Below are 12461 nucleotides of genomic sequence, written 5' to 3'. Positions count from 1 at the left end.
CTAGTTTCCCATCATTGTTTGCGGGATATAGAGGGCGATCGATGGAAACAGGATCAGCAGGACCGTGCAGACCGCCATCGCGATCCAGAACGGAATGATCCCCCGAAACACCGTCGACAGCGGCACGTTGTCGGCGATACTGGCGACGACAAAGACATTGAGTCCGACTGGTGGCGAGATCAGCCCCATTTCAAGAACGATCACTGCGATGACGCCGAACCAGATCGGATCGAAGCCGGCAGCAATGATGGCGGGGAAGACGATCGGCAGGCTGATGACCAGCAGCGACAGGCCCTCAAGAAACGTTCCGAGGATGATGTATGCCGCCAGGATCAGGAACAGCACTCCGTAGGGACCGACATCAAGAGCTGTCAGCCCCTGGCTGATGAAGTGCGGAAGGTCGCTCAACGCCAGAAAGGGTGCGAAAATGTTGGCGCCGACGAGGATCAGGAATACCATCGACGTGGTACGAACAGTCTGCATTAGCACGTTCTTCCACTGCGCAAGGCTTAGCCGCCCGCGGAAGAACGAGACGAACAACGTCAGTACCGCTCCGATGCCGGCGGCTTCTGCGGGGGTAAAGAAGCCAAGATAGATGCCGCCGATGGTAATGACGATAATGCCACCGATCAGCGACGCACGCAGGCCAGCGCGAATGCTCTCCTTTAAGGTGAATGGCTCCCCGGCCGGCCCATCGGCCGGGCGGAGCAACGTGACAATATAGATCGCAACGACGAACAGTGTGGTAAGCAGGATGCCCGGAAGGATGCCGGCCATGAACAGACGGCCGATCGACTGCTCGGTCAGCGTTGCATAGATGATAAATCCGGTCGACGGCGGAATCAGGATGCCGAGGGTGCCACCGGCCGCCACCGACCCGGTCGCCAGCGCATCGGAGTAGGCAAAGCGCTTCATTTCCGGCAGGGCCACACGTCCCATCGTAACGGCCGAAGCGATGGACGAGCCGCTGAGGGCGGAGAAACCCGCGCAGCCGACCACCGTGGCCGAGGCGAGACCGCCACGCAGCCGGCCGATCCAGGCGAAGGCCGCATCGTAGAGGTCACGGCTGAGCCCCGATGCGCTGGCAATGTTGCCCATCAGAACGAACAGTGGAATGACGACGAGTTCGTATTGCGTGACAGTAGCGAACGCTTCCGACGACGCCATGTAGAACGCGGTGTTGGCGCCGCTCAGCGCCGTGATGCCCACAAAACCGACCGTGCCGATGGCGAGCGCAACCGGAACACGCAGGATCAGGAGGACCGCAAGGCCGACGATGCCCAGCAGGCCATAGAGTTCATTCGGCATCGTTGCTCACCGACTTCAATTGTTTGATGATATCGAACGCAACCACAAGCGCATAAAGGCCCAGGCCGAACGACAGGGTGAAGTAGAACGGAGCATGCGGAAACGACAGGAGCATCGTCCGCTCACCGAAATCCCCGGCTTCCATTCCACCCACGAAGCTGCGCCATGAGAGAATCGCGAGAAATGCTAAACTGATGAAGTCAGCCAGCAGCAGCTGACCGCGTCTTAGCCAGGGGGGCAGAAAATTCTGCAGGGCGTCGATGGCAATATGAATTCCATGTGTCGCCCCGCTCGCAAAACCGCTGGCGGCGATTACCGCCAGCGTCATCACCATGATATCGCGTGCACCGAAAATCGGTGACCCCAGTGTTCGCCCGACCACATCACAAAAGACCAGTCCGGCCAGAAACAGGATCGCTATCCCGCCCAGAAGACCGAACCCGTCCGCCAGACGGCTGGCGACCGTCGGTCTAGTTTCCTTTGCACGCATCATCGTCGTCATGACCTATTTTTTGTTGTCGAGAGCTGCTGCAATGTCGGCGGCGTTTTCCACGCCACGCCCCTCAGCTTCGGCAACGAGCTTGTCGCTAACGGACTTGGTCGCCGCGACAAATTCTGCCTGCGCCTCGGCATCGAGCATAATGATCTCTTTGTCGGCTTTCTTCAGAATGTCCATGCCGTGCTCGGCCTCCTTCGCGTAGGAGGCTGCGGAATCCAGGCTGAGTTGCCGGCCGCTAAGATTGTCCAGCTCCGCTTTCTGGGCTTCGCTGAGTCCATTCCAGGCATTCTGGTTCATCACCAGGAAGAACGCCGACGACGGGGTTGGCAGCCCAAGAGTCACATGGTTGACCACCTCGTCGAGGCGGAAAGAGGGAACGCCGCTCGGATCGATGAACAGCCCGTCGATCACGCCGGTATCCATTGCGGTGTAGATCTCGCTCGCGGGCAGCGGGACCGGCGTCCCACCCCAGGCTTCGATGATCGCCGCCGAAACCTGATCGGCGGTGCGGATCTTGAGGCCTTTCACATCGGCCAGCGTTTTGACCGGCTTGTTGCGGGTCATCAGTACAGCCGGCTCGCTGCCCCACAGCGCAAGCAGTTTGGCACGCTCATAATCCGGCGCGATATCTTCGATATTGTCCCAGATGGCGTTGGTTGCCTCGGCCGCTGTTTCGAACATGCCGGGCGATACAGCCAGCATGGTGCGCGGGAAATTCTCGGTCGTATAACCAGGCAGCCCGAACGCGATATCCGTGACCCCTGTCAGCGCGGTTTTCCATTGTGCGACCGGACTCTTGCTCAACTCACCCGACGGGAAGATGCGGAAGGTCAGTTCGCCACCAGCCTCTTCGGTCAGTGTCCTGGTCCATGGTTCCAGAACCCGCGCCTGCATGTGGTGCATCGGGCTCATGAAATGCGACACCTTCAACTCGGTAGCGCTGACGCTCCCCGCCATCGCGGCGAGTGCCAGGCCGAGCAATCCGGCAAATCCTGCTGCTGCACGTCTCATGTCGTTCCTCCCTGTTGTTGTCCGGCGCCCCATGCGCCACCAGCGGGCTCCCTCCCGCCAGCCAGTCGAATCTGCTTATCGCGTCGTCGAGACGCTGTTGCGCAACCCCTCGACAATTGCCTTTCCATCCACGCCGGCGGCTTCCGCTGTTTTGAGCATGGACTGCATGACGGCATCCGATTTGGCATGGAAATCCTCGAGCACCGCCGGCTCGACCTCAATGATCGTTTTGCCGGCCGCGCGCACCATGTCGAGGCCGCGCGCCGCTTCGGTGGCATAGGACCCCGCCGCCGTCATACTGAGTTCGCGACCGGTCAATGCATCGAGCGTGGCCTGCTGGTCAGCGGTCAGGCGCTCGAAACTGCGGCGGTTCATCACGAGGAAATAAGCGGAGGTACTGGAAGGCAGGCCTACCGTGAAGTAGTTGGCGACTTCATGCAGCTTGAAGGATTCGATCGTGCTGGCATCGCTCATGATGCCGTCGATCACACCGGTGTCGATCGCCGTATACATTTCGCTGGCGGGCAGCGGCACGGGCGTTCCGCCGAGCGCCTGCACGATGGCGGCGCCCACCTGATCCGCAGTGCGGATCTTCAGCCCTTGCATGTCTTCCATAGTGCGGATCGGCACATCCTTGGTCATGAGGATCGCCGGTTCCGCCGCCCACATGGCAAGCAGCTTGGCGCGTTCGTAGTCGGGTGCCAGCGCATCCATAGTCTCCCACATCGCCGTCGTCGCTTCAGCCGAGGAGTGAAACAGGCCCGGCGCGACGGCAAACATGGTGCGTGGGAAGGTTTCGCTCGTATAGCCCTGTAGCCCGAAGGTGATGTCGGCAACACCGGTTAAAGCCGTTCTCCACTGGGCTGCGCCACTTTTGCTCAATTCGCCCGAAGGAAATATCCGGATCGTCACCTCGCCGTCGGTCTCGGAGGCAAGCTTGTCCGCGAGGGGCTGCATCATGCGCTTCTGCATGTGGTGCATCGGCGACATGAAATGCGCCAGCCGGAGTTCCGCGGCAGACGAGGCTGCCACCAGTCCGAGGCCAAAGGCAGCCGCAAGGGCAAGACGGATAGTTGTTAAACGACGCATTCTCAATTTCAATCTCCTGACGGCAGCCTGACCGGCAACCGATATGCCGTTACATCTCGCCCCAATAGAGGCGCGAGGGATTGGCGACGAGCAGCTTGCGTTGCAGGTCGGGGGTTGGGGCGATCGAGGGAATGAGATCGACCAGCAATCCGTCATCGGGAATGTGACTTTTCATGTTCGGATGCGGCCAGTCAGTCCCCCACAGCACCCTGTCGGAATAGGTCTCGACGAGATTGCGCGCGAAGGGCGCGACATCGTGATAGGGTGGTCCCTCGACCGTCAGACGCTCGGGGCAGCCGACCTTGACCCAAAACTTCTCGTCTTCAAGCATATCGACAAAGGCACGGAACGGCGCAGCATCGACACCCGCTGCTACATCGGGCCGCCCCATATGGTCGACGACCACCGTCGTCGGAAGGCCGCGCAGAAAGGGTTCGAGCTCTGGCAGGTCCTGCATCTCGAAATAGACGACGACGTGCCAGCCGAGTTCAGCCACCCGTTCGGCGATGCGCTGGAAGTCGTCACGCGGCGCGGTATCCACCAGCCGTTTCAGAAAATTGAACCGTACGCCGCGTACGCCGGCGCGGTCCATCATCTGCAAGTCCTCGTCAGAAACGGAAGGGGCGACGACAGCAACGCCGCGTGTGGTCTCCGGTTCCGCCTCCAGCGCATCGATCATCGCGGCATTATCCCTGCCATGACAGCTCGCCTGGACGATGACGCTACGCGTGAAACCAAGATGCCGGCGCAGGGAGAAAAGCATTTCCTTGGGCGCATCAGTGGGCGTGTATTTCCGCTCCGGCGCATAAGGAAAGCGTGCCGCGGGACCGAAAACATGGCAATGCGCGTCGACCGCGCCCGCAGGTGGCACATAGGCCGGCTTCGAGGGGTTCGGGTGAAAAGTCGGGGGTTCGGCCGTCATGATCGTCTTTTCCATCGTCATTGGGCGAACACCTCGCCATCGAAAAGCTTGCGCGCCGTGCGCAGCATACCGGCTCCGGTCACCACACCCTCCCCGTCGACTGTAAGGATCGCAGGGGTCGCGCCAGAGGGATGCTCTATGAGGAGCACCTTGTCAAAGCCCTCCGGCACCACCGCGATAGCGGCGGCCGGCGCACCGGGCAGGAGGCAGGCAGTCGCGACACTGACAGCGCCAAAGACACCAATCGAGGCATGGCAGCGATGTGGGATGAATGTCCGCGTCGTGATCGCTCCGTCGCCGCGGGGCGGCGCAACCATAGTCATTTTCGGCACAGATTTCTGCGAGACATCACCGAGATTCATCATCGGACCAGCAATCAGACGAATGGTTTCAAGGCGCGCCTTGAGCGCAGTGTTGGCGTCAAGCTCCTCGCGTGTCTCATACCCGGTGATGCCCATGTCGCTGGCGGTGAGCACTACCACTGGCATGCCGTTGTCAATGCAGGTCACCGCGACCCCGTCGATCATGTCGAGCACCCTGCCTGTCGGCAGCAGCGCGCCGCAGCTCGAACCGGCGACGTCGAGGAACTCGAGCGGCACCGCCGCCGCCGAACCGGGAACGCCGTCGATGCGCGCCGCGCCGCGATAGGTCACCTTCCGACCAGGCGTGGCAACCCGCGCGACCGCCACCTTGCCCGTGTTCTCCATATAGATCCGGACGCGCGTCTCGCCGTTCGATGCCCGCACCAGACCTCGCTCTACAGCGAAAGGACCGACGGCGGCCAGCATGTTGCCGCAGCCCTGCGCGTCGGTTACCAGCGCCTGATCGACGAATATCTGCAGAAACAGATAATCGACATCCGCATCGTCACGCGTGGACGGGGAAACGATCGCGACCTTCGAGGTCAGCGGATCGCCTCCACCAAGTCCGTCGATCTGACGCGGGTCGGGAGACCCCATCACACCCAGCAGGAACGCGTCGCGCGCAGCCGTGTCAGCGGGCAGGTCGGCGGCGAGGAAGACCCCGCCCCGCGAGGTACCACCGCGCATCCACATGCAGCGCACGCCGTCAGACATATTTCAGCCCCTTCTGCTCCAGGCGCGAGCGCATCTCATAAAGATCGAGGCCGAGTTCGCCTGCAGCCAGCCGGGCGCGCTTGGCGTCCTCGTTCGCCTCGCGCTCGCGGGCCTTTGCAAGCACGTCTGCCGCTTCCGCATGCCGCACCACGCAAACACCGTCATCATCGGCAACGATGACATCGCCCGGATGAACAAGCTCGCCAGCGCACACGACCGGAACATTGACCGAACCAAGCGTTTCTTTGACCGTCCCCTGAGCGCAGATCGCTTTCGACCACACGGGGAAGCGCATCTCGGTAAGGTCGCGCACATCGCGCACGCCGGCATCGATGATCAGCCCTACGCCACCGCGCGCCTGCATCGACGTGGCCAGAAGATCGCCGAAATAACCGGCGTCGGACGGAGATGTGGTTGCGAGAACCAGAATGTCACCCGCCCGCACCTGCTCGATGGCAACATGCACCATCCAGTTGTCACAGGGCGGCGCCAAAATGGTGACGGCAGAGGCGGCCAGCCGTACGCCCGGATAGATCGGCCGCATGTAGGAGGCGAGGAGCCCCTTGCGCCCCTGAGCCTCATGCACCGTGGAAACGCCGCATCTGCCGAGCCCCTCGACGATTGCCGGATCCACACGCTCGATATTCTGTACCACGACATTCATGCGGAAAGGCCCCTACAGTTCGTCGATGGTGCGCGGATAAACAGACTGGAAGCCCTCCGCGTATTTGGCGGGGCGGCCGCCCGACTGACCTCCCGAGTTGCGGCGAAAATGATTGCCGCGGTTCTCGGCGACATTCGTGTAGAAGTGCCAGAGATGTTCCTGGCCTTCCATGCATTCGATGGCCTGCATTTTCTTGTCCCAGACGTCGGTGATGTCGAGGAACGTGTCCGGCTTCCAGCCCATCTGCTCGGTCTGGTGCGGCTCGAAGAGATAAAGCTGCGGCGCACCGAGCACCTTTTCGCCGGGATTGTGTCCCCAGGCCTGCGCGATCATCCGGCATTCCATGGCGATCTTCGTGGCATGCGAATGATCGAGATTGTACGGATCGTAATGCGAGTGGCTAAGCATGAAACGGGGCTGCACGGCGCGGATCACGTCGACCAGCCTGTACTTCGCATCGCGATCGATCTCGAGCGGATAATCGCCCAGATCAAAGAATTGGATATCGTGAACATCGAGCGCCCGGGCAGCGTTTTCGGCCTCGCGGCGACGCTCGGCCTTGACCTTGTCGAGGGTCATGCCCTCAGATTTCCACAGCTTCGCGGATTCGCCACGCTCTCCATAGGACAGGCAGACGACCGTCACCTGGTATCCAAGCTTTGCATGCAGCGCGATTGCGCCGCCCGCCCTCCAGACGAAATCGGCTGAATGGGCACTGATTACGAGAGCGGTCTTGTCGTGGGCCATTGGGCGATCACTACCTTGCTGTTGTGTCTTTCAGCTCGCAAAGCTAGCGCCATTCGCGGCGCATCCGCCAATTTGAATGTTGCCCCGGGCTCGATGAACTATTCATTTTGCGCAATTTCTATTTCGCGCTATGGGAAGATGCGCGTTATGCACCGACCCATCATCCGGAGGCCTGCATTGGACCCATACGCCGACATCCCAAATCTGAAGCACCTTCAGGCACTGGAAGCGATCGCTGCGACCCACAGCATCACGCGCGCCTGCGACCACCTGAACCTGTCGCAACCGGCACTGACACAGGGGATCGCCAAGGTCGAGGCGCAACTCGGCGTAAAGCTGTTCAACCGGCGGCGGGGCATGCTGACGACGGAACCGGGAGAGGTCTATCTGAAGCGCATCGGCCGCGGCACGCATTATCTACGGCGCGCCGGCGAGTATGCGGCGCGCTTCGCCAACAGACCGCCGCCACACCTGCACCGACGCTTCACGCTCAGCCAGTTGCGAGCCCTGATCGCGGTTGTCGAGCACGAGAGTTTCCGCCTGGGGGCACAGCAACTCGCCGTGCAACAATCGACCGTTCATCGGTCCTGCCGCGAACTCGAGGCGCAACTGGACTGCGCCCTGTTCGAACGCACCAGCGCAGGCATAAAGCCCACCCGCCAGGCAGTGGAATTTTCACGGCTCTCAAAGCTGGCGCTCGGAGAGTTCGCGCAAGCCCGAGCCGACATCCAGGGCTGGAAGGGCAGCTTCGCCGGACGCTTTGCCATCGGCTGCCTTCCATTGGCAAAGACCAGCCTCCTGCCTAGCGCGCTCATGCGGCTTACCGACGAGTACCCGATGCTTGATATCACCGTGGTCGACGCCCCCTATGCGGATCTGTCGAAAGCGCTGCGACACGGCGATATCGAAATCATCATCGGAGCGCTTCGGCGTGCTCAGTTGCCGCCAGAGCTTGTGCAGGAAGAGCTCTTTGTGGACCCGTTGATCATCGTTGGGCGAAGCGGTCATCCATTGTTGTCCGGACAATCGATAACGCGCCGGAGCCTGGCCGCGTTTCCATGGATCGCGCCGCGCGCCGGAGCGCCTGCCAGAGACTATTTCGACAGTTTTTACGCCGCGCTGAACCGGCCGAATGAGGACGCCCACCCAATAGAGACCGGGTCCCTTACGGTCTTGCGCGGTTTGCTGATGAACAGCGACCGGCTGACCATTATCTCCGCCCGTCAGGTGGACTATGAGATCAAGCTGGGGCTGTTATCCGAGGTCCCGTACCCGCTCGAAGGCAGCGAGCGTTCGATCGGCATCACAATGCGCGAAGGGTGGATGCCTTCAGTACCGCAGCAAAGACTGCTCGAGCACCTGAGAACGATCGTGGCAGAGGTCTGACGCGTCTTGCGGTCAGACATCTGAAAGCGCTCTCTAAACACCCTTGTGCAGATGATAGGCGGCACCAAGACCCGCAGCACACTCTTGCAGCGCCGGCAGATACTGCTCGTGCAGCTGTCCGTCCGTGACCGCTCCCTTGAGAATGATCAGAACCAGTGCACCGACGGGCCGGCCCTGCGACACCACCGCAACACCCACCGCCCGCGTGCCCGCCATCGGCGCATTGTAATCGTGCATCGAAAAGCCCTGATTGCCGACTTCGGTAATCGCCTGCAATGTCACATCCACGCGCTGTTGAACGTTGCCGCCATCATCAAGTGCAGCGCACTGCCGTTTGACAATCTCAAGCCGTTCCCCTTGCGGTAGCGCAGCCAGATACGCCAGACCGGCAGCCGAATCCAAAATCGGAAAGCGGCGTTGCTCGAAGCGGCGCAGATGGATGGGAGAGGTATCGCGGTTGGAGGCTGCAGTCACCATCGCATCGGGCTCGGCCATCAGCAGATCGGATGGCCAGCCAACCTGCAGACCGAAAACGTTCAACCGCTGCCGCGCCTCGGTGAGAAATGGATTTTCGACCATCATGGCGCTGGCCAGACGTCGCACCTGCGGCAGAGGCTCATAAGCCCCGGTATCGCTGTTCTGGCGCACATACCCGGCAGATCTAAGCGTAGCCAGGAGACGGATCACCGTTGCTTTTGGCAGCCCGGTGAGTGTCACGAGCCGGGTAATCGTAGCAGGCGGATTTTCATTCACAGCAATGAGAATCTCAAGCCCGCGCAACAAAGACCGTACGCCTGTCGACGCAGACTTTTCATCAGTATCGATCATACCAGCTCCATGCCCGCCGGATCGTGGCGAGAAAAAAGGGGAGATTTTTCCAAAAATCCGATTCTGTCAAATCGCCAGCGTCCGATCTGCCTTGCTTGCAACCGACCAGACTGGATGGCTTTCGGTCCACCAGACAGACCATAGTTCATTTTCTTGACAACGCCGTCACCTTAGCCTTTACTGATGCCTCCGGCCTCGGTTTGTCCGGTCAGACCGTCGCGCCTGGCTCCCCGGTGCGGCAAATGCCATCAAGAGTCACCACACTGGTATTTCGAACCATGAAGAAAACGCGCATCGCCATTATCGGTGGAGGCCCTGCCGGGCTGCTGCTTTCCCATATTCTCGATCTGAAGGGGATCGACAGCATCGTTCTGGAGCGGCAGAGCAAGGACTATGTGCTCAAGCGCATACGCGCCGGCGTGCTGGAATATGGAACCATCAAGCTGCTGCGCGACGTGGGTCTCGGGGAGCGCATGGACCGCGAGGGACATCTCCATGATGGTACCCACATCGTATGGGAAGGGCGCAATCCGTTCTTCATCGATACCGTCAAATATACGGGCAAGCCAATGATGGCCTATGGCCAGACGGCGATCACCGAGGACCTATACACAGCACGGGAGAAAGCGGGCGCGGAGATCATCGACGAGGCCGCCGATGTAAAGCTGCATGACCTAACGGGCGACAAGCCCTATGTGACCTACATCAAGGACGGCAAGCAGGAACGCATCAACTGTGACTTCATCGCCGCCTGCGACGGTTTTCACGGTATCGGTCGCCAGTCGATCCCTGCCGATATTCTGAAAACCTACGAGCAGGTCTATCCGTTCGGCTGGCTCGGTATCATGTCGGAGACCCCGCCCCTGCCCGACATCATCTACGCCCAGCATGACAACGGTTTCGCGCTCGCTTCGCAGCGCAATCCCATGCTCAGCCGCTACTATATCCAGTGCGACCTCGACACCGATCTGAACGACTGGCCCGATGACCGTTTCTGGGAAGAGCTGAAGATCCGTTTTCCCGACGAGCTGTCCAACCAGATCGTCACCGGCCCGTCCATCGAGAAGTCCATCGCTCCGCTGCGCAGCTTCGTCGCCGAACCGATGCGCTACGGCCGCATGTTCCTCGCCGGCGATGCCGCGCACATCGTGCCGCCGACCGGCGCCAAGGGGCTCAACCTGGCCGTCTCGGATGTTTACTATCTGGCCCGAGCCTTCGAGACCCACTACGCAAAAGGCGACGACGCCTATCTAGACGGCTTTTCGGCGATGGCACTGCGCCGCGTCTGGTCGGCTGAACGGCTTTCCTGGTGGCTGACCAAACTGTTGCACGTCTTCCCGCAGGAAACGCCGTTCGAGAAGAAGGTGCGTATCAACGACTACGATCATCTGTGCGTGTCCGAGCGCGCGCAGGCAGCACTTGCCGAGCAATATATCGGCCTTCCGTTCGAGGATTGAACTCGCAGTCACTACACAAATCAATGCCGATGAATGCCTTGTTAGCGGAAAACAAAAAGCTTTCCGGGGAGATGCATCACGGCTTGTGCAGGAAATGAATAATGGGGCGCGCAATTCCAATTTCAGTTGCAGCTCCCCCGATGCCAGTGTGGAGCGACAGGTTCCGCTTCTGTGCGAACAAGGAGGCATTCATGTCATCGTCCAATGAAGAGAGCGGCAGCACGCCATCGATCACCGAACGCATTGAGGAAGACAAGCGGCTGGCCCGCTCGCTGGAAGGCACGTATCTGTTCGACGGCGCTCGCAGCCAGAAGAACTACCCGCTCAACAAGATGTGCATGTCGCTGACGAAACAGGAAAATCGCGAGGCATTCGCAGCCGACGAGGCCGCATATTGCGACCGGTTTGGCCTTAGTGAGGAATCGAAACGGCTGGTTCTCGAACGCGACTGGATCGGCATGATCCGCTCCGGCGGCAACATCTACTACGTGTTCAAGCTCGCGGCGATCGACCATGTTTCGATGCAGCATGTGGGAGCGCAGCAGAACAGCATGACGCTTGAGGAATTCCGCGCCAAGCTCAACGCCCACCGGGATCAATAGGAGGTTTCCATGGCTGAAATCATTGCCGCCGTTACGACAAGCCACGTTCCCTCCATCGGCATCGCCATGGATACCGGAATCACGCAGGACCCTTACTGGAAGCCGCTGTTCGACGGCTATCTCCCAGCCAAGGAGTTCGTCAAGGAGCTAAAGCCTGACGTTACCATCGTCGTCTACAACGACCATGGACTGGAAGTATTCCTCGACCGCGTACCAACCTTCGGCATCGGCGCCGCCGAACAATATCTGTCGGGCGACGAAGGCTGGGGCCCCCGCCCGATCCCGCCATTCCAGGGCGACCCGGATCTGAGCTGGCATCTGATCGAACACCTGGTTGCCCAGGAATTCGATATGACCATGTTCCAGGAAATGACGGTGGATCACGGCTTCACTGTTCCCATGAGCGTGTTCTTCGGCGGTCCCGCCGGCGAGGTGGAGGAATGGCCGACCCGCGTCATCCCCATCACCGTCAACACCATCCAGTTCCCGCTGCCGCTCGCGGCGCGCTGCTACAAGCTGGGCCAGGCAATTCGCAAGGCAGTCGATGCCTATCCCAAGGATACGCGGGTGCTGATCATGGGGACGGGCGGCATGTCGCACCAGCTTCAGGGCGAGCGTTCCGGCTTCATGCAGCCTAATTTCGACCGCATGTTCCTTGACAAGATGGTCTCCGACCCGATGGCCCTGACGAGGATCCCGAACGGCGTTTTCATGAAGGAAGCAGGCCATGAGGGCGCCGAGCTCATCATGTGGCTTGTAGCGCGCGGCGCCATGAACCTGGAAGTGGAGGAGGTGTATCAGCACTACCATGTATCAGCTTCGCTGACCGCGGCAGGCCTCGCCTGTTACCGCAACAAGTAGAGTACGGGCAA

The 12461-nt window shown here is 60.6% G+C and carries 13 protein-coding genes; 4 read left to right on the top strand and 9 right to left on the bottom strand.

All coding sequences use genetic code 11. The features are described 5' to 3' along the window. The 8 genes from HF949_RS04365 to HF949_RS04330 form a co-directional block, all read right to left on the bottom strand. Positions 1 to 1308: a TRAP transporter large permease gene (locus HF949_RS04365; RefSeq protein ID WP_292898475.1), complete on the bottom strand. Its 1308-nt coding sequence runs from the start codon at positions 1306 to 1308 to the stop codon at positions 1 to 3. After that, positions 1298 to 1810, bottom strand: a complete 513-nt coding sequence (locus HF949_RS04360; protein ID WP_292898474.1) for a TRAP transporter small permease — start codon at positions 1808 to 1810, stop codon at positions 1298 to 1300. Before HF949_RS04360 ends, HF949_RS04365 begins: the two co-directional genes overlap by 11 nt. Before the next feature lie 3 nt (positions 1811 to 1813). Then, complete coding sequence (locus HF949_RS04355; RefSeq protein WP_292898473.1) at positions 1814 to 2818, bottom strand: TRAP transporter substrate-binding protein; 1005 nt, start codon at positions 2816 to 2818, stop codon at positions 1814 to 1816. A 75-nt stretch (positions 2819 to 2893) separates the two neighbouring features. Next, positions 2894 to 3907 carry a TRAP transporter substrate-binding protein gene (locus HF949_RS04350; protein WP_292898472.1) on the bottom strand — a complete coding sequence of 338 codons (1014 nt, stop codon included), beginning with the start codon at positions 3905 to 3907 and terminating at the stop codon, positions 2894 to 2896. A gap of 49 nt (positions 3908 to 3956) precedes the next feature. Next, the gene (locus HF949_RS04345) at positions 3957 to 4850 is read right to left on the bottom strand and encodes an amidohydrolase family protein (protein WP_292898471.1); all 894 of its coding nucleotides are present in this window, start codon (positions 4848 to 4850) and stop codon (positions 3957 to 3959) included. Next, the gene (locus HF949_RS04340; RefSeq protein WP_292898470.1) at positions 4847 to 5905 is read right to left on the bottom strand and encodes a 4-oxalomesaconate tautomerase; all 1059 of its coding nucleotides are present in this window, start codon (positions 5903 to 5905) and stop codon (positions 4847 to 4849) included. Before HF949_RS04340 ends, HF949_RS04345 begins: the two co-directional genes overlap by 4 nt. After that, positions 5898 to 6569 carry a 4-carboxy-4-hydroxy-2-oxoadipate aldolase/oxaloacetate decarboxylase gene (locus HF949_RS04335; protein WP_292898469.1) on the bottom strand — a complete coding sequence of 224 codons (672 nt, stop codon included), beginning with the start codon at positions 6567 to 6569 and terminating at the stop codon, positions 5898 to 5900. Before HF949_RS04335 ends, HF949_RS04340 begins: the two co-directional genes overlap by 8 nt. Before the next feature lie 12 nt (positions 6570 to 6581). Next, complete coding sequence (locus HF949_RS04330) at positions 6582 to 7316, bottom strand: PIG-L deacetylase family protein (RefSeq protein ID WP_292898468.1); 735 nt, start codon at positions 7314 to 7316, stop codon at positions 6582 to 6584. A gap of 177 nt (positions 7317 to 7493) precedes the next feature. Here HF949_RS04330 and HF949_RS04325 point away from each other — a divergent pair, with 177 nt between their 5' ends. Continuing rightward, the gene (locus HF949_RS04325; protein WP_292898467.1) at positions 7494 to 8702 is read left to right on the top strand and encodes a LysR family transcriptional regulator; all 1209 of its coding nucleotides are present in this window, start codon (positions 7494 to 7496) and stop codon (positions 8700 to 8702) included. Between the two features lie 33 nt (positions 8703 to 8735). Here the strand turns inward: HF949_RS04325 and HF949_RS04320 are convergent, their stop codons facing one another. Continuing rightward, a complete protein-coding gene (locus tag HF949_RS04320; RefSeq protein ID WP_292898466.1) occupies positions 8736 to 9530 on the bottom strand; it encodes a helix-turn-helix domain-containing protein in 795 nt (264 codons plus the stop codon). 278 nt (positions 9531 to 9808) lie between these two features. Here HF949_RS04320 and pobA point away from each other — a divergent pair, with 278 nt between their 5' ends. The 3 genes from pobA to HF949_RS04305 all read left to right on the top strand — a co-directional run bounded on the left by pobA (position 9809) and on the right by HF949_RS04305 (position 12450). Then, positions 9809 to 10987: a 4-hydroxybenzoate 3-monooxygenase gene (gene pobA, locus HF949_RS04315; RefSeq protein WP_292898465.1), complete on the top strand. Its 1179-nt coding sequence runs from the start codon at positions 9809 to 9811 to the stop codon at positions 10985 to 10987. Between the two features lie 191 nt (positions 10988 to 11178). Further along, positions 11179 to 11589: a protocatechuate 3,4-dioxygenase gene (locus HF949_RS04310; protein ID WP_292898464.1), complete on the top strand. Its 411-nt coding sequence runs from the start codon at positions 11179 to 11181 to the stop codon at positions 11587 to 11589. A 9-nt stretch (positions 11590 to 11598) separates the two neighbouring features. Next, on the top strand, positions 11599 to 12450 hold the full coding sequence (locus HF949_RS04305; protein WP_292898463.1) for a class III extradiol dioxygenase family protein: 852 nt from the start codon (positions 11599 to 11601) through the stop codon (positions 12448 to 12450). The last annotated feature ends 11 nt before the right edge of the window (positions 12451 to 12461 follow it).

The organism is Nitratireductor sp. (assembly GCF_017794765.1).
In the GTDB taxonomy this organism is placed as follows: domain Bacteria; phylum Pseudomonadota; class Alphaproteobacteria; order Rhizobiales; family Rhizobiaceae; genus Nitratireductor.
This window is presented reverse-complemented; position numbering and strand designations above follow the sequence as displayed.